Raw genomic sequence first — 18,676 nt, forward strand, 5'->3', positions numbered from 1 at the left:
CATGACGCAGATGGCAACCGGACCCCAGGCTGGTCCCCTGGCCGGACTGCGGGTGATCGACTGTACCCATGTCATCGCCGGTGCCTGGTGTTCCATGATCCTGGCCGACCTGGGCGCCGATGTGGTGAAGGTGGAAGGGCCACAGGGCGATGTGGCCCGCGCCCCCATCGGCCTGCACGGTTATGCCAACTATGATTATGTGAACCGCAACAAGCGTGGCCTGATGCTGGATCTGTCGCAGGAAGCGGGCCGTGATGCGCTGCGCCGGCTGCTGGTCACGGCCGATGTCTTTGTGGAGAACTACCGGCCCGGTGCCATGGACCGCATGGGGCTGGGGTATGCGGCGATGTCGGCCCGCAATCCGGGGCTGGTCTATTGCTCCGTCTCCGGCTTCGGCAACCGTGGTCCCTATCGCAACCGCGGCGGGCTGGACCTGGTGACCCAGGCGATGAGCGGGATCATGGGTTTCACGGGCCAGCCCGACGGCGATCCCATGCCCTGCGCCCTGCCGATTTCCGACCTGAATGCCGGCAGCTTCGCGGCGATCGGCGTGCTGGCCGCATTGCGGGAACGCGACCGGTCGGGGCATGGCCAGCATGTGGAGACCAATCTGCTGTCTTCCGCCTTCGCCTACACGGTCAACAACACCGGCGAATATCTGATGACGGGGCATCTGCCCCGGCGCACGGGCGGCCGTGGTGCCTATACAGCCCCCTATGAGGCGTTCCCGACGCAGGATGGCGATATCGTCATCGGGGCGGGGACGGAGGCATTGTGGCAGCGCACGGCCGCCGTGCTGGACGACCCGGTGCTGGCCACCGATCCGCGCTTCGCCACCACGCCGTCGCGGCTGGCCCATCATGCGACCCTGCGCGAACGCATGATCGCCGTGCTGACCACCCGGCCGCGGGCGCACTGGCTGGCGCGGCTGGGGGAGGCCGGTGTGCCCGTCAGTCCCATCAACAGCGTGGCCGAGGCCATCGATGACCCGCAGTTGCAGGAACTGGGCGCCGTGGTGACGGTGGAGGGCCGCCGCCATATCCGCACCCCCATCGATTTCAGCCGCACACCCGTTTCTGTGACGCGCGACGCCCCCCGGCTTGGCCAGCACGCGCGCGAGGTGCTGTCCGAGGCGGGCTTCACCGCCGACGAGATCGCCGCCCTGCTGGCCGGCCGCGAACCCACCGCCTGACCCAACCGACGCCCGAGGACAGATCCATGTGTGCCATCCGCGTGCTGACAGACAAGCTGCGCTTTCCCGAAGGTCCGGTCCCGCTGCCCGATGGCTCCGTCCTGGTCGTGGAAATCCAGGGACAGGCGCTCACAAGGGTTTATCCGGACGGCAGGGTGGAGGTGGTGGCCGAACTGGGCGGCGGCCCCAACGGTGCCGCACTGGGACCGGATGGCCGTGCCTATGTTTGCAACAATGGCGGCTTCCACTGGCCCGACCCCAAGGGGGGGGCGCTATTGCCCCATGGTCCCGCCCATGATTATCAGGGCGGCAGCATCCAGGCCGTCGACCTGTCATCCGGCAAGGTGGAAACCCTTTACACCCATTGCGGTGAGGTCGGCCTGAAGGGACCGAACGACCTTGTCTTCGACGAGACGGGTGGCTTCTGGTTCACCGATCACGGCGGGCACCATGGCCGCAGCGAATATCTGGGCACGATCTATTATGCCCGCCCCGATGGCAGCGCCATCAGCGAGGTGCTGTTTCCCTTCCGCCATGCCAACGGTATCGCGCTGTCCCCGGACGACCGGTCGCTTTACATCGCCGACAGTTTCGCCTGCCGTCTGTGCCGATACGATATCGTATCTCCCGGCGTGCTGGCGGATGACGGGCCTCGCCTGAGCGGACGGTCCACCCACTACCAGTCCCCGACCTATCGCGTGTTCGACAGCATCGCAGTGGAGGCGTCGGGCAATATCTGCATTGGTGTGGTGGCGGCGCAAGGCGGGATCGCGACCGTCAGCCCGCGGGGCGAACTGGTCGATTTCCTGCCGCTGCCCGACCCCGTCGTCACCAACATTGCGTTTGGCGGGCCGGATATGGACAAGGCCTATGTCACCCTGTCCAGCACGGGGCAGTTGCTGGAAATCGATTGGCCCCGGCCCGGCCATCCCCCGCATTTCGCGGGGTAAAGCCCGGCACGGGGGGCAATCGGGGGGCGGCTGGGTCACCCCGACACCATCCCCCCAACCGGAACGGACGGGTTCAGAACTTGTAACCCGCCGTCAGGGTCCAGGTCCGCGGTTCACCGACCGCGAGCGCCGCATTGCTTGGCGCCGTCGTGAAATATGAACGGTTCGTCAGGTTCTTGCCCGACAAGGTCAGGCTCCAGCTATCATTCTCCGACAGCAGGGCCAGCGAGGCCGCGAACAGGCCAACCGTGTCGGTCACGATCAGATTGGCGACGGTCGAATAATAATCGTCCTGATACTGATAGCTGCCGGACAGGCGCAGGCGGGCCTGATCCTGCCAGAAGGCGGGGGTTTCATAGGTGAACCCCGTCTGTACAGACCAGGGAGAGACCAGCGGCAGGTGTTTGGCACCGGCGGTGGCGCTGTCCGACAGCGGGTTCTTGGACTTGTACCTGTCATCCATCAGACCCAGGTTGGCGAAAAGATCCAGCCCGTCGGTGGCCCGCAGGGTCAGTTCCAGTTCGGCACCATTGACGCGGGCATTGCCGATATTGCGGATGGCATAGGAGCCTGCGGCCACCTGCTCGGTCTGCTGCAGGTCCTCAAGATCGTTGCGGTATACGGAAAGGTTTGCACGCAGGCGCCCATCCAGCATGGTGGCCTTCAACCCGGCCTCATAGGCCCAGACCGTCTGCGGATCGTAAACGGTGCCGAACACGACGGGGTTGGCAACAGCCAGCCCGTTGAACCCGCCGGCCTTGAAGCCCCGTGACACGGTGGCATACCCGAAGATGTCGTCGGTGAACTTATAATCCAGGCCAAGCTTGGGCGACCAGGAACTGAAGCGCGGCTCCCGCACGACGGGCACCAGCGCGATGGCCGGCCCGGGTGCAAAGGGCAGATAGTTCTGGATGGTGCCGTCCAGCTTCTTCTTGTCCTTCGTATAGCGCAGGCCGGCCGTGAACGACAGGCGGTCGTTCACATCATATGTACCCTGGGCAAAGGCGGCATAGCTGTCGGTGGTGCTGTCGATGGTCTGCGGCAGTACGGGCATGGAAAAGCCCGGCCCCAATACCAGCACATCCTTCATCACCTGCAGGCTTTCCTCACGGAAATAGTAAAGGCCGGTGATCCAGTTGAGGCGGCCGTCCAGCCCCTCGCCCTGGAACTGCACCTCCTGGCTGTACTGGTCGGTCCGGCCGCGGCCGTCCCGTACCAGGCCATTGGGGCGGTAGGTGCCATCGGGATCGCGGATGCCACCAGACAGGTCGAAGACGAAACCGTCGCTGGTGCCGACAAAGGCGGAGATGGAGCGCACCGTGACATCGCCCCAGTCGGCCGTGATGTCCAGAGACACGGCGGTCTGGTCGGTATAGCCGTCCGGTTCCGCCGTCGACAGGCTGACATAGCGCGAGCCCGCGCGCGCTGTGGCATCCCTGGTGGATACGGCGTTGGCCGCCTGTGTGGGGTAGGTGCCGGGGAAGGTGACAGGGATCAGGTTGGCCGGCCCGTCATTGCGATCCTGCGTGCGGGTGACCGACAAGGTGGCCTTCAGCCCGTCGCGGCCATAGAAATGCAGCTTGCCGCGCAGGGCCAGATTCTGCTGGCCGAACACATCCCGGTCCAGCGCTTCGTTATAGACATAGCCATCCTGGTCGCGGAACAGGACGGACAGCGACGCCCCCAGGCTGTCTTCGATCAGGTCACCGCCCCAGGAAGCCGAGGCATGGTATTCCTTGTGCGATCCGATGCCGGCCTGCACCTCGGCCCATTCATCCTCGCCCGGCGTGCGGGTGACCACCTTGATGGCACCGGAGAAGGAGTTGCGGCCGTAAAGCGTGCCCTGCGGTCCGCGCAGCACCTCGATCCGCTGGATATCGGCCAGTTCCAGGTTCGACCCGGCCAGACGGCCGCGATAGACATCATCGACATAGAAGGCGACGGCGGATTCGGAAGTGACCAGCCCGCCGGACTGTTCGGAGCCGCCACGCAGGCCAACCTGCAGGGTGGAGCGGCTGGCCGTCACGGGCATCAGCGTCAGGCCCGGCACGACGGCTGAAAGATCTTCGGCCGTGCCGATCTGCTGGTCGGCCAGGGCGGCGGCGGTCAGGGCCGTCACGGCGACGGGCGTGGTCTGCAGCGGCTGCTGCCGGCGTTGTGCTGTCACGATGATCTCGTCCAGCGTCAGCGTATCGGCAGCACCTTGGGCCAGCGCCGGCAACGTGGCGGCGGACAGCGCGGTCGCCAGCAACAGGGCACGTTGCCGTTTGACAAAGAAGTACATGAAAGAAGCATCCCTGCGTTTCTTGTTGCCATGCCCGTCGTTCAGACGACCATGCACACGGTTTTGATTTCCAGATAATTTTCGATGGCGCCGGCACCGCTTTCCCGTCCCCAGCCGGATTGCTTGAAACCGCCGATGGGCAGCGCGACGTCCCAGAAGGAATGGCAATTGACCCAGACGGTGCCGGCCCGGATGTCCGACGACAGGCGATGAGCCGCCGACAGGTCGCGGGTCCAGACGCTGGCGGCCAGACCGAACTCGGTATCATTGGCCGCGGCGATCACCTCGGTCACGTCATCGAAGGGGGCGGCCACCACCACCGGGCCGAATACCTCCTCGCAGACAATGCGCGATCCGGGATCGGCACCGGTGATGACGGTCGGCTCGATGAAGGTGCCGGCCGGCCCTTTCTGCCCGCCGCCTGTCACCAGCGTGGCCCCATCGGCGATGGCACCGTCGATATAGGCCTTCACCCGGTCAGCCTGACGGCGGCTGACCAGCGGACCCATCTGCGTCTCGGGCGCCAGCCCGTGGCCAAGGCGGATGGTGCGTGCGATCTCCGCCACGCCTTCCACCACCTTGTCGAAGACGGACCGGTGGATATAAAGGCGGGAACCCGCGACACAGACCTGTCCGCCATTGAAGAAGATGGCGTTGGCAGCACCGGCAATGGCGGCGTCAAGGTCGGCATCCGGCATGATGACGACGGGCGACTTGCCGCCCAGTTCCAGGGTGACCTTCTTCAGGTTGCCCCTGGCACCGTCCAGAATGGCGCGGCCGGTGGCCGTGGAGCCGGTGAACGCCACCTTGTCGACACCGGGATGGGCCGACAGCGCGGCACCCACGACCGAGCCAAGGCCCGTGACCACATTGACGACACCAGCCGGCACGCCGGCCTCCACCAGAAGTTCCGCCAGGCGCAATGCCGTCAGCGATGTCTCCTCCGCCGGTTTCAGCACCACGGTGCAACCCGCCGCCAGTGCCGGCGCCAGCTTCATGGCATGCATGATGAGGGGCGAGTTCCACGGCGTGATGGCGGCGACCACGCCAACCGGCTCCTTGGCGGTGAAGGCCTGGATGCGGGTGCCCGCCGGCTGATAGGTGATGGAAGAGGGGATCGTGTCGCCTGTCACCTTGGTGCAAAGACCGGCGAAGAACCGGAATTGCTCGGCCGCCATCGGGATTTCCGCCCAGCGGCCGACATAGAGGGCCTTGCCCTGGTCCAGGGTTTCCAGTTCCGACAATTCGTCGATATGGGCATCGATCAGGTCGGCGATGCGCCACAGGAGGCGGGCGCGCGCCGCCGGGACCATGGATCGCCATTCACCATCCTCGAACGCCTTGCGGGCCGCGGCGACGGCGCGATCCACATCGCCGGCATCGGCCGCTGCGATCTCCGCGATGGTCTCCCCCGTCGCGGGATTGACGGTGGGAAGGTAGCGTCCGGCGGCCGGGGCCACCCAGTCACCGCCGATCAGCAATCCGTGCCGGGGCTTCTTCAGCCACTCAAGGGCTGCCGGCTGTGCCGGCGCGAGATTTTCGATGCGCATTCCACCGCACTCCCAAGTTCGTAAGGGGCCGCCTCGGCCGGCGTTTTTTCTGCCAAGCAATAGAGTGCAGGGAAACGCAACCTGTCAGGGATGATCTGGCGTTTATCCGCTGTGTGGTGATAAACATTGCCTAATATGGGGCGCGGATGCCGGAAGAACGGTTTGTCGGACAATATCCATCTGGTTCTATGACCACCTGATGGACAGGTATGGCATTGGTGATGGTGATTGTTTCTTATCAGTGGATATTTGAAAACTTCACCCGCCAAATATTTGGCCGTATCAATATTGTTCCGGAGAGGTATGGTCATGTCAATGAACCGGGCCCTGAAGCCTGTGCTGGCTGTTGGTCTTTGCGCTGGCAGCCTCCTTTGCTACGCCGTGACGGCACAGGCGGCGGAGGGCTGGCGCAACCCGTCGCTGTCGCCCGATGAGCGGGCCCGCCTGCTGGTGCAGGAACTGACCCTGGATGAGCGGATCGGCCTGCTACATGGTCCCATGGCGCTGAGCTTTCCCGGCGGCCCGCCCTTGCCGGCCGGGTCGGTCGGCGGGGCCGGCTTCATTCCCGGTGTGCCGCGCCTGGGCATTCCGGCCCTGACGGAAACAGATGCAAGCCTGGGCATCACCAACCCGGGGAATGTCCGGCCCGGCGATACGGCCACCGCCCTGCCGGCCAGCATCGCACTGGCGGCCAGCTTCAATGCACCGCTGGCCTATCAAGGCGGCGTGATGATCGGGCGGGAGGCCGCCGCGCGCGGCTTCAACGTGCTGCTGGCCGGCGGCGCCAATCTGGCGCGCGACCCGCGCAATGGCCGCAATTTTGAATATCTGGGGGAAGACCCCCTGCTGGCCGGAGTGCTGGCGGGCGAGAGCATCCGGGGAATCCAGGACCAGAACATCATCTCCACGGTCAAGCATTTCAGCCTGAACGGGCAGGAAACTGGCCAATTCCACGCCAATTCGGTCATTGATGAGGCTGCACATCGCGAAAGCGATCTGCTGGCCTTTCAGATCGCCATCGAGAGGGGCCAGCCCGGCTCCGTCATGTGCGCCTACAACCTTGTGAACGGCGCCTATTCCTGCGGCAACGACCACCTTCTGAACAAGGTGCTGAAGGGGGATTGGGGCTACAAGGGCTGGGTGATGTCGGACTGGGGGGCCGTGCATGCGACAGATTATGCCCTGAAGGGCCTGGACCAGCAGTCGGGCGAACAATTGGATGAGCAGGTCTGGTTCGGGGAACCGCTGAAACAGGCGGTTGCCGCCGGGACCATCCCCGAAACCCGCCTGTCCGACATGGCGCAGCGCATCCTGCGTTCCATGTTCGCCGCCGGCCTGTTCGATGGCAAGCCGGTGAAGCCGGAGATCGATGCCGCGGCGCATGCCGCCATCGCCAAGCAAGTGGCAGACGAGGGGATCGTACTGCTGGCCAATGCCAAGGGCCTTCTGCCGTTGTCGCCGGCCGTCAGGACGATTGCCGTCATCGGCGGCCATGCCGACAGCGGTGTGCTGTCAGGCGCAGGGTCGTCGCAGGTGACGGCCACCGGTGGCAATGCGCGCGTTGTGCCGGTTGGCGGGGAGGGGCCGCAGGCCATGTGGGGCCGGCAGGTCTTTCATCCGTCCTCGCCGCTGAAGGCGCTGCGCGCGGTGCTGCCCGATGCCAGCATCACCTTCAATGACGGCCGGTATCCCGCTGCCGCGGCCGCGGCAGCGGCGCAGGCGGATATCGCCATCATCTTCGCCAATCAATGGATGGCAGAGGCGCTGGACGCCTATGACCTGTCGCTGCCGCAGGGCCAGGACGCGCTGATCGACGCCGTGACGGCGGCCAATCCCAACAGCATCGTGGTTCTGCAGACCGGCGGTCCCGTGCTGATGCCGTGGCTGGACAAGGTGGGGGGCGTGATCGCCGCCTGGTACAGCGGTCAGAAGGGCGGGGAGGCCATCGCCGATGTGCTGACCGGCCGGGTCAATCCGTCCGGCCGCCTGCCACAGACCTTTCCGGCCAGCCTGGACCAGTTCCCGCGTGCCGATCTGCCGGGCTGGGGCCTGCCGGCCAAGCAGCAATTCGACGTGGTCTATGACGAAGGGGCCGATGTCGGTTACCGCCTGTTCGCCGCCAGGGATATGAAGCCGCTGTTCCCGTTCGGCCACGGCCTGTCCTACACCAGCTTTGCCTATGACAAGCTGCGAGTGAGGGGCGGCGACACGCTGACCGTCAGCTTCGAGGTGAGCAATACGGGCGCGGTGGCGGGAAAGGACGCGCCGCAGGTCTATCTGGCCGACGCGGCCGGCACGCCGTTGCGGCGCCTGATCGGCTTCGACAAGGTGGAACTGGCGCCGGGTGAACACCGGACCGTCACCGTGAAAGCCGATCCCCGCCTGCTGGGGCACTTCGACGAAGCGGCCAACAAATGGCAGATCAAGGGCGGAAGCTACACGGTCGTCGTGGGCCCGTCGGCTGGCGTGGATAGCCTTTCCGCCAAGGCCCGCGTTCGCGCTCAACGCCTGAAGCCCTGAAGACGCGGAAAGGGCTGGCGGGCATCCCGCCAGCCCTTGTTCGGAATCCGAAGTTTTTCGCACTGTATTATGCATATTAAATCAATAGATAAGAAAAATTATCTTATCTATTGATTCATACGGAAAATATCCTGATCTATTCAGCCGGGGCCGGGGCCGGGGCGGCAGCCGCCATCAGGCTTTTCAGGTCGATGCCCGTATCAGCCAGCTTTTCCGGATCGACAGCGGCACGGGCCGTCACCAGCGCCCGGCACTGCATGAAATCCTTGGGCGAGCCCAGACAATCCAGCGCGATCAGCTTGCCCTGCTTCAGATAGGCGACGGAGAATGGAAGCTTGCCTTCCGTCCCACGGACCACGACCTGATCATGGCCGATCGACAGGCCTGCGGTCTGCATCTTCACCTCGTACTGGTCGGACCAGAACCAGGGCATTGCCGTATAGGGCTTGGGATTGCCCAGGATGACATCGGCCGCGACCTTCGCCTGATCGATGGCATTCTGCACCGATTCCAGCCGGATATGGGCGTCGGCGAAACCGTTGGGATGCAGGGCGCAATCGCCGATGGCCAGGATATGCGGGTCGGAGGAACGGCAGAACTCATCCACGGCCACGCCGTTGGGGCAGGGCAGCCCGGCCGCCGCCAGCGGTTCCACATTGGGAATGATGCCCACGCCGACCACCACCAGATCGGCCGGCAGCGTGCTGCCATCGGACAGGGCCACACCCGTGACGCGGCCATCCACGCCCGTCAGGCCGGTGACACCCGTGGACAGCATGACCTTGACGCCATGGCCTTCATGCAGGTTCCGGAAGAAGCGCGACACGGTGGGCGAGGTGACGCGCGCCAGCAGCCGGTCCTGCATTTCCAGGACGGTGACGCCATGGCCGAAGGACCGCAGCACCGCCGCCGCCTCCAGCCCGATATAACCACCGCCCACGATGACGATGCGGCGTCCGGGTTCGGTCAGGTCGGCCTTCATGCGGTCGATATCGGCGATGGAGCGGACATAATGGATACCTGCCAGCCCTGCACCTTCGCATGAAAGCTGCCGTGGCCGGCCGCCGGTCGCCCAGACCAGCCAGCCATAGGGCAGCGTTTCCCCGCTTTGCAGGGTGACGGAGCGTGCCGCGGCGTCCACCGCCGACACGCGCTGTCCCAGCCGCATGTCAACCTGACGCTCGGCCCAGAATTCCGGCTTGCGCAGGAAAAGGCGTGCGGCGTCGCGCTTGCCCGCCAGATAATCCTTGGACAGCGGCGGCCGCTCATAGGGCGGAAACGCCTCTTCCCCGATGACCGTGATGGTGCCCTTGAAGCCCCCCTGACGCAGGGATTGCGCCAGTTGCGCGCCGGCCTGTCCCGCGCCCGCGATGATGACCGGGTCCTGAACCTGTTCCATCTTCCTCGCTACCCTCCTCGTCTGGCGGGGAGACTGGTCCATTGTCCCTGTCCTGCGGGCATGGCGGGATCACGGCCCCTTGTCCTTGTTCTCTCCCCATGGGGGCAAAGCGATACAATGACAGGCGGGGTCTTGCCTACCCTCTTTGCTCCGGCAGGTTCACATATCGGCCTGTCGCTGCCCGGACCTGGGCTGCTGACTGCGACCCGGCTTGCATCTGAATGTTTCGTTTGGCTTGAAATTTAATAACCTGTTGTTCGAAATGAAAATATGAATATAGAAGTAATAAATACTGTAAATGTAAAATAAACCATTTTCATATCCCCTTGTATATCTGTATTTCGTGCGATGATTGTTTTAAATTAATGCTGAAACCATTTCCTTGGTTGTCCGCCTCAAGAGGATCATGATGGCTCTGTCCCGCTTCAGTATCGCGGTCCGCATTCTCTCTGTTCTTGGCTTGATGGGTATATTGACCGGCGTCATTGCGGTCTATGCCAGCGACCGGCTGTTTTCGATCGACGATCGCTATTCCCATCTGATCAACCATGAAGCGGCGGCGGCGGCCGAGGTCGTGACAAGTACCCGCGCCGTTATTGGGATCGGCCGCCAGACTTACAAGCTGATCGCCCAGACCGAAAAGGCTCGGATGGATGAAGCAGTTGTGACAGCCGCCACGAACGAAAGGCAAATGAGGGACACCCTTGCCGGTATCCTGAAGCTTCTCCCTGCCCGGGAACAGGAAATCAGCAAGTTGACCAGCCAGTTCGACAACCTGATGTCGATCTACAGGGAGATACAGCCCCTGGCCATGGCGAACAGGAACGAAGAAGCGCTCGACATCCTGAATACGCGCTTCGACCCGGCACTGGACAAATTGCGCGATGATACCGGGGAATTTGCCGAAAGCCTGCGTCGGGGGATGGCAGCCACATCCGATGCCGCCACGGAGAACTCAATCGCCACCCGGAACCTGTTGTTCACTTTGACGGCCCTGGGCCTTCTGCTCTGTGGCGGGCTGGCCTTCTACATCGCCCGGTTCACGATCACCAAGCCTGTCGCCCTGCTGACGGGTGCCATGACCCGCGTGGCCGGTGGCGACCTGACGGTGGATGTCCCCGGCGCGGGGCGCGGGGACGAACTGGGCCAACTGGCGGCGGCACTGGAGACGTTCAAGGCCAATGGCCTGGAGAACCGCCGCCTGGCGGAGGAGATGAAACTGGCCGAGAAGCGGGCCGAGGAGGACCGCCGCCGCGGCATGCTGAAGATGGCTGACAGTTTCGAGGCCAGCGTGATGGGGGTGGTGGCCCAGGTCGCGTCCGCCGCAACCGAACTGAACGCCAATGCCCAGTCCCTGTCGGCCGCGGCGGAACAGACCCGCTCGCAAAGCAGCATCGTGTCGGCCGCGACAGAGCAGACGAGCGCCAATGTGCAGACGGTCGCCGCCTCGGCGGAGGAGATGACCAGTTCGATCAGCGAAATCTCCCGTCAGGTGGGCACTTCGGCCAGCATTGCCCGTGCCGCCGCCGACCGGGCAGATGGCACGAACCGCACCATCCAGGAACTGGCAACGGAGGCCGACGCCATCGGCGCCGTGGTCAAGCTGATCGCCGAGATCGCCAGCCAGACCAACCTGCTGGCGCTGAACGCCACCATCGAGGCGGCCCGTGCCGGGGAAGCCGGCAAAGGCTTCGCCGTCGTGGCATCGGAAGTCAAGAGCCTGGCCAGCCAGACGGCCAAGGCGACGGAGGATATCTCCGTCCGCATCAACGGCATTCAGCAGGCCACCAACAGCGCGGTGACCGCAACACTGGAGATCACCCGCACCATTGAGGAGATCAACAATATCGCCTCGGCCATCGCTGCGGCGGTGGAGGAACAGGACGCGGCCACGCGGGAAATCGCGCGCAATGTCCAGCAGGCGGCCATCGGCACGCAGGAAATCAGCAGCAACATCGCCGGCGTCGAACAGACGGCCCAGAACACCAGCCAGGCGGCCGGCAACGTGCTGGAAGCGTCCGGTAGCCTCTCGCTTGAGGCGGAGACCCTGCGACTGGAAGTGGAACGGTTCATCCAGCAGGTCCGTGCCGGCTGATATAGCGTCGGGACGGAAGCCTGTCGCGCCGGGGTCCCCGTGGCCCCGGCGCCTGCCGTTTACCGGTCGATGGTGAACCCGATCAAGGGCTTGATGACGGGCGTGGCATAGGCCTTCTTGCTGTGCCGCAGGCCTGCACGCACCATGCCGGCCGCCATCAGGACCGTGGCCGGAATGGGGTCGATGACGGGGATGTCATACCCTTCCGCCAGCAGCCGCCGGCTGATCCGGTCGGCACAGCCAAGGAAACCCGTGCAGCCCAGCACGATCACGTCGGCATGCTGGTGCCGGACGGCCAGCAGCGCCTTTTCCGCCAAAGCTTCCTGCACCTCTTCCAGCCTTGCGTGCAGTTCCAGCACGGGAATGTCCACCACTTCCAGCGAGGCCAGCCGGTCGGCCACGCCATAGGCCCGTGCCAGATTGCCCAGCAGCGGTCGCACGCTTTCCAGCACCGTGACGATGCTGAACCGGTGCCCCAGCATGGACGCCAGATGCATGCAGGTTTCCGACGGGCCCAGGACCGGAACCTTGACCAGTTCGCGCACGGGCTTCAACCCCGGATCGGCCATGCAATCGATGACGATGGCATCCACCCCCTCGCGCTCCGCCTGCAATGCCTTGGCCAGGGTGCCGGGCACGGCCAGGGCATCATCGAACTCGCTCTCGATGGAGGGGGGGCCGATATCGATCATGGAATGGCTGAAGCCCAGATCAGCGCTTTCAAGATGCGCGATTTCCGCCAGGTCGCGGATGCCCGTTGTGGTGACGGGTGTGATCAGCCGGATATCGAATTTGCGTGCCATCGCCAGCCTTCCTTGTCATGGGATCGTGGAATGGCCGGATGATCGGGCCGTCCCGCCGCCCTGGGCAACCGGTCGCGGCGGGTAAGACCGTCCGTCCTACCCGCATCGCCCCCGTTTCCTACCCAAGGGCAGGCATGGCGGGGGCGACGCGGCATGGCATTGATGCTATGTGCGGATATCGGCTTTCCAAAACCGACGAGGCCCATGGACCCGATCCACGATATCCATCTTGCCGCCAAACTGACGCCGCCGCGCCAGATGGTGGCGCTGGTGGAAAGACCGGAACTGGCGCCCGTCGCCGACGGGCTGGCGGCGCGCGCCCTGACACTGGTGCGCACGCCGGCCGGCTATGGCAAGACGACGCTGCTGACCCAATGGTGGGCGGGCCTGGATGAAGGGGCGGTCCACCGGGCCTGGGTCACGCTGGAACCGGAGGACCGGGCGCCGCTGGCTTTCCTGTCCGCCATCGTCGCCTCGCTGCGCCGGGCCGGACTGGAGCTGGGGGAGGTGGTGCAGAGCGCGGAGCGCACGCTGCGCGACCTGCCGGCCAATTTCGTGCTGCGCCTGCTGCTGCGCGACGTGGAGACGGCGGCGCGCCCCATCGTGCTGATGCTGGATGATTATCATCTGGTGGAATCCAGCGACAATGACGCGCTGATGGGCTTCATCCTGCGCAACCGGCCGGAACACCTGCATCTGGTCGTCGCCATGCGCACGCGGCCCGGCTTTCCCGTTTCGGCGCTTCGCCTGGCCGGTGCGCTGGTGGAGGTGACGGAGGCGGCCCTGCGCTTCACCCCGGCCCAGATACAGCAATATTTCGCCGACCGGCTGGGACCCGATGATATCGCCCATCTGATCGACCGGACCGAAGGCTGGCCCGTCGCCCTGCAGCTTGTGCGCCTCTGGCTGGACCAGCAGGGCGATGTCGCGCAATGGGTACGCAGCTTCACCGGGTCGCGCGATGAGATGGCCGCCTATATCGCCGAGCAGGTGGTGGCCGGCCTGCCCGACAATCTGCGCGACTTCCTGGCCGCCACCTCCATCCTGGAACGGGTCAACGGCGAACTGGCCGATGCGGTGTGCGGCACGCAGGAAGGCTGGGCATTGCTGGACGAGCTGGCACGGCGCAATTCCCTGATCTTTCCGCTGGACCGGGAGGGGCATTGGTTCCGATACCACCAGTTGCTGCGCGAGTTCCTGGGCGGCTGGCTGCGCCGCTACCGGGGTCGTGATCTGCCGGCGCTGCACGGCAATGCCTCGCGCTGGTACGAGGCAAGGGGACAGTTGGTCGATGCCGTGCGGCATGCGGCACTGGCCGAGGACATGGACCGTGTCATCGACCTGATCGGCGGCAATGATTGCATGCTGGTGCTTCTGTCGCGCGGGGCGCATGTGGTGGATCTGATCCTGTCGCACGTGCCGCCGCATGTGGCCGCCCGCGAACCGCGCATTCAGGTGGCCCAGGCACTGCGTGCCGCCAAGCGGGGCCAACTGGCGGAGGCGCACCAGCTTCTGGACGCCATCCGCGCCCATCACCGGGCCGCCGATCCGGCCAGTCCCGATCCCGTGGAAGCCGACCTTCTGGTCATGGAAGGTCTGCTTGCGGCCTATCAGGACAATCGTCTGCCCCAGGCGCGGCTGGAGGCGCTGGAACAGGTGGGCGCCCGGCTGAACAGCAGCGATTATTACCAGGGGTTCGTGAACAATATCCTGTGCATCATCCATTACCGGCAGGGGGAGGTGGCCTTTGCCGGGGCCACGGCCGCCACGGCCGACCGGTTGTTCGTGCGGGCCAATTCCTCCTATGGCCGTATCTTCATCGCCATCCACCAGGGCTTCTTCCTGATTGAGCGGCTGCGCCTGGACGCCGCGGCCGAGGCTCTGGACCGTGCCCAATCCATGGCGAATACCGACATTCCCGACGATCGCCGCCTGCACGCCGTTCTGCAGGTCTTCCGCGCCACGCTGTTCTTCGAGCATGGCGAGCGGGAACCGGCGGAAGAACTGATCCTGGACGGGTTGAGCGGTGTGGAGGAGGGGGAGGGCTGGGTCGAGGTGTTCGCCACGGGATACCGCACAGCGGCCGGCCTCGCCTTTGCGCGGGCCGGGCTGGACGCGGCCCTGGCCATCCTGGACCGGGGAGAGGCCACGGCCCGCGCCCGTGCCCTGCCGCGCCTGTCCGCCCTGCTGCTGGGGCTGCGCATCGATCTGCTGCGCCGGGCGGGGCAGGTGGAGGCAGCCCGCCTGCTGGCCGATCGCTCGGGTTTCTCGGTGACCGGCGCCCATTGCACGCGACCCGAACTGATCCAGCGGCTGGAAGCGGTGGAAGCGGGGTTGACCCTGGCCGCCCTGGCCCTGGCGGAAGGACATCCCGACCAGGTGCTGGCCCTGCTGTCGCCCCTGGAGGCACCGGCGCGTGCCGGGGGCTTCGACCGCGGCGTGGCGCGCATCCTGCTGCTGCGCGCACTGGCGCTGGCCGCCAACGGCCGGCTGGAGCAGGCCGTGCCGGACCTGCGGCAATTGCTGGCCGTGACGCGGGAGGAGGGGGCGCGGCAGATCTTCATGGAACAGGGCGCCCCCGTCATCGGCCTGCTGCGCCAACTGGTGGTGCAGGTAGGTGCCGCGGGCCTGGCGCGCGCCAATCTTGACTGGATCGCCGACCTGCTGGTGGTCCTGGGGGACCATGATGGGGCGGCCGACCGCAGCCTGCCGGCCATGCTGCTGACCCCGCGGGAGCGGGAGATATTGCAGTCTCTGGCGGAGGGTGGTTCCAACAAGATCATCGCCCGGCGGCTGGACATGACGGACAATGCCGTGAAATTCCACCTGAAAAACATCTTCCGCAAGCTGGGGGCCAATGACCGCAAGCTGGCGCTGGCCATTGCCGAGCGGCAGGGGCTGCTGGAATAGCGACCGGGGAGCGGATGGCGGAATTCCGCTACCCATCACCGCCGCCCGGCCTACCCCCGGCCCCTGTCGCCTGCGCGTCCCGCCTTGGTCATGATCGGACCCAAGGAGCAAGCGACAAGGGAGCTGTGGCGATGCGCATAGGGGTGGATGTCGGGGGCACGAACACCGACGCCGTGATCATTCACGAGGGCAAGGTGATCGCGGCCCTGAAGACGCCGACCACCGATGATGTGGGCACGGGCGTGGTGCTGGCCATCCGGGGCGTTCTGGCCCAGGCCGGCGTGCCGCCGGCGGCCATCGGGCAGGTGACCATTGGCACGACCCATTTCACGAACGCCTTCGTGGAACGGCGGCGGTTGATGGAAGTGGCGGTGCTGCGCCTTTCGCTGCCGTCCAACACATCGGTGCGGCCCATGATCGACTGGCCGTCGGACCTGACGGCCGTCATCGGTGACCATATCTACTGGGCGCATGGCGGGTACGAGTTCGACGGGCGCGAGATCGCCCCCTTCGATGAGACCGAAATCGAGGCCGCGGCCCGTGACATGATGCGCAAGGGGCTGCGCCATGTCGCCATCTCCTGCGCCTTCTCCCCCATCAATGATGCGATGGAACAGAAGGCCGCGGCCATCCTGCGCGCCATGATACCCGGCGTGCATGTGACGCTGTCCAGCGAAGTGGGCCGCATGGGCATCATCGAGCGGGAAAACGCTGCCATCATGAATGCCGCGCTGTCGGCCATGTCGGGCACGGTGGTCGGCGCCTTCCGCTCGGCCCTGCAGAAACTGTCGATCACCGCCCCCTTCTATATCAGCCAGAATGACGGGACCATCATGGGGGCCGACCATGTGGAGCGGTTCCCCGTGCTGACCTTCGCATCGGGGCTGACCAATTCCATGCGCGGGGCGGCCTGGCTGTCGGGCCTGCAGGATGCCATCGTGGTCGATATCGGCGGCACCACCACCGATGTCGGCGTGCTGGCCCATGGCTATCCGCGGGAAACATCCATGGCCATCCAGGTGGGTGGGGTGCGCACCAATTTCCGCATGCCCGACCTTCATTCCATCGGCCTGGGCGGCGGCAGCCTTGTGGTGCGCCAGCCGGATGGCGCCGTCACCGTGGGGCCGCGCAGTGTCGGTTACGATCTGATCACCAAGGGGCTGGTGTTCGGCGGCGACGTGCTGACGGCCACGGACATCGCCGTAGCGGCCGGGCGCGGCGGGATCGGCGATGCCACCGCGGTGGCCGGTCTGGATCGCGGGCTGGTGCAAGGGGCGGTGGCGGCCATGCATGGCATGGTGGAAGCGGCGATCGACCGCATGAAGACCAGCGCCACGGCCGTGCCCGTCATCCTGGTGGGCGGCGGCGGGGTGCTGGTGTCCCGACCCTTGCCCGGCGTGTCGGAACTGCATGTTCCGGCCCATGCCGATGTGGCCAATGCCATCGGCGCGGCGATGGCCCAGGTGGGTGGCGAGGCCGACCGCATTTATTTCTATGACCGTATCGGCCGCGCGGCAGCCCTGGACAGCGCCAAGGCCGAGGCCGTGGAGGCCGCGGCAGCGGCGGGCGCCGATCCTGCCACGGTGCGCGTGATGGAGGTGGAGGAAACCCCTGTCGCCTACATGCCCGGCAATGCCATGCGCGTCCGCGCCAAGGCCGTCGGCGATCTGGCCACCCCATCGCGCAATGCCGCCTGAGGAACCGATACCATGCAGATTACCATCGACGATCTGGTTGATTTCGTGCGCGGTGCCGCCTTCCTGGGCACCGGCGGCGGCGGCGACCCCTATGTCGGCCGCCTGCTGTTGAAGCAGGAGATGGAGAATGGCCGCTCCCTGACCATCATCCCGCCCGAACAGGTGGATGATGGGGCACTGGTCATCCCCATCGCCGCGATCGGTGCGCCATCGGTCATGCTGGAGCGCGCACCGAAGGTGGAGGCACTGGAAGCGGCGCTGCGCACGCTGGAGGCCAAGCTGGGCCGCAAAGCCGATGCGCTGACCTGTATCGAATCCGGCGGGATCAACGCCACGCTGCCCCTGATCCTGGCGGCGCGCACCGGGCTGCCCATCGTGGATGCCGACGGCATGGGCCGCGCCTTCCCGGAATTGCAGATGGTCACCTTCAACATCTACGGCATGAAGGCGTCGCCCTTCGTCATGACCAATGACCGGTGCGAAACCGTGACCTTCGAGGTGGGCAGCAACCATTTCGCGGAGCAGCTTGCCCGCTCCACCGTCATGGCCATGGCAGGGGCCGCCCATCTGGCGATCTATCCCATGACAGGGCGGCAGTTGAAGGATGCGGGCGTGCCCGGAACCTTGTCGCTTGCCCTGGATATCGGCCGCGCCATCGCGCAGGCCCGGCGCGGCCGGGCCGACCCCGTGCAGGGATTGCTGGATTTCCTGCGCACCATGCCCCAGCCCCGCCACGCCGTCGTGCTTGCCGAAGGCAAGGTGGTGGATATCAGCCGGGAAACGCGCGACGGGTTCAATTTCGGCCGCGTGCTGGTGCAGCCCTTCGGCGATGCGGCGGGGGAGCCGGCGGAGATCGTCTTCCGCAACGAATATCTCACGGTCAGGCGGGGCGCCCGGTTCCTGGCCATGGTTCCGGATCTGGTCTGCGTGCTGGATGCGGAATCCGCCGAGCCGATCACCACGGAGACCTTGAAATATGGCGCCCGCGTCAAGGCTGTGGGCATCAGCACGCCACCCGTCATGCGTACCGATGCCGCCCTGGCCACGTTCGGTCCGCGCGCCTTCGGTATCGACAGCGACTACCTGCCGATCGAGGAACTGGTGCCCGCCTGACGGACCCACCCGCCGCTACCCTTTTCCGGGGCCGGGTCTACCCGCCCCCCGCTTTGACGGTGGCGGCGGGATTTCAGGAAGATGACGAACGGTAACACAAAGACGCGGGCGGCACCGGTGTGGCACACGGGCAAGTGTGTGCGAGACGAAACCGGTTCCGTGG

Annotated in this window: 11 protein-coding genes; 7 read left to right on the forward strand and 4 right to left on the reverse strand. The window is 65.6% G+C overall.

From position 1 onward, the window contains the following. The first annotated feature begins 1 nt into the window (after nt 1). Complete coding sequence (locus ABC728_RS07145; protein WP_416617755.1) at nt 2-1,192, forward strand: CaiB/BaiF CoA transferase family protein; 1,191 nt, start codon at nt 2-4, stop codon at nt 1,190-1,192. 26 nt (nt 1,193-1,218) lie between these two features. Then, a complete protein-coding gene (locus ABC728_RS07150; RefSeq protein WP_416617756.1) occupies nt 1,219-2,142 on the forward strand; it encodes an SMP-30/gluconolactonase/LRE family protein in 924 nt (307 codons plus the stop codon). A 73-nt stretch (nt 2,143-2,215) separates the two neighbouring features. Here ABC728_RS07150 and ABC728_RS07155 read toward each other — a convergent pair whose 3' ends face one another. Together ABC728_RS07155 and ABC728_RS07160 are read right to left on the reverse strand one after the other, a co-directional pair. Beyond that, a complete protein-coding gene (locus ABC728_RS07155) occupies nt 2,216-4,426 on the reverse strand; it encodes a TonB-dependent receptor (RefSeq protein ID WP_416617757.1) in 2,211 nt (736 codons plus the stop codon). Between the two features lie 41 nt (nt 4,427-4,467). After that, complete coding sequence (locus ABC728_RS07160; protein WP_416617758.1) at nt 4,468-5,976, reverse strand: aldehyde dehydrogenase family protein; 1,509 nt, start codon at nt 5,974-5,976, stop codon at nt 4,468-4,470. Between the two features lie 315 nt (nt 5,977-6,291). Between ABC728_RS07160 and ABC728_RS07165 the strand changes: the two genes are divergently transcribed. Beyond that, the gene (locus tag ABC728_RS07165) at nt 6,292-8,496 is read left to right on the forward strand and encodes a beta-glucosidase (RefSeq protein ID WP_445376396.1); all 2,205 of its coding nucleotides are present in this window, start codon (nt 6,292-6,294) and stop codon (nt 8,494-8,496) included. 136 nt (nt 8,497-8,632) lie between these two features. Here ABC728_RS07165 and ABC728_RS07170 read toward each other — a convergent pair whose 3' ends face one another. Next, on the reverse strand, nt 8,633-9,895 hold the full coding sequence (locus ABC728_RS07170) for an NAD(P)/FAD-dependent oxidoreductase (RefSeq protein WP_416617760.1): 1,263 nt from the start codon (nt 9,893-9,895) through the stop codon (nt 8,633-8,635). A 463-nt stretch (nt 9,896-10,358) separates the two neighbouring features. Here ABC728_RS07170 and ABC728_RS07175 point away from each other — a divergent pair, with 463 nt between their 5' ends. Continuing rightward, a complete protein-coding gene (locus ABC728_RS07175) occupies nt 10,359-11,990 on the forward strand; it encodes a methyl-accepting chemotaxis protein (protein WP_416617761.1) in 1,632 nt (543 codons plus the stop codon). A 59-nt stretch (nt 11,991-12,049) separates the two neighbouring features. On the opposite strand, the gene ABC728_RS07180 is transcribed toward ABC728_RS07175, so the two are convergent. Further along, nucleotides 12,050-12,793 carry an aspartate/glutamate racemase family protein gene (locus ABC728_RS07180; RefSeq protein ID WP_416617762.1) on the reverse strand — a complete coding sequence of 248 codons (744 nt, stop codon included), beginning with the start codon at nt 12,791-12,793 and terminating at the stop codon, nt 12,050-12,052. 204 nt (nt 12,794-12,997) lie between these two features. On the opposite strand from ABC728_RS07180, the gene ABC728_RS07185 reads away from it, so the two are divergent. The 3 genes from ABC728_RS07185 (at nt 12,998) to ABC728_RS07195 (ending at nt 18,513) form a co-directional block, all read left to right on the forward strand. Continuing rightward, entirely contained in the window at nt 12,998-15,703 is a 2,706-nt protein-coding gene (locus ABC728_RS07185; RefSeq protein WP_416617763.1) for a LuxR C-terminal-related transcriptional regulator, read from the forward strand. 131 nt (nt 15,704-15,834) lie between these two features. After that, nucleotides 15,835-17,400 (forward strand): hydantoinase/oxoprolinase N-terminal domain-containing protein, encoded by a 1,566-nt coding sequence (locus tag ABC728_RS07190; RefSeq protein WP_416617764.1) that lies wholly within the window; start codon nt 15,835-15,837, stop codon nt 17,398-17,400. A 12-nt stretch (nt 17,401-17,412) separates the two neighbouring features. Beyond that, nucleotides 17,413-18,513 (forward strand): DUF917 domain-containing protein, encoded by a 1,101-nt coding sequence (locus tag ABC728_RS07195; RefSeq protein ID WP_416617765.1) that lies wholly within the window; start codon nt 17,413-17,415, stop codon nt 18,511-18,513. Nucleotides 18,514-18,676: the final 163 nt, after the last annotated feature.

The organism is Niveispirillum fermenti, from assembly GCF_052474395.1.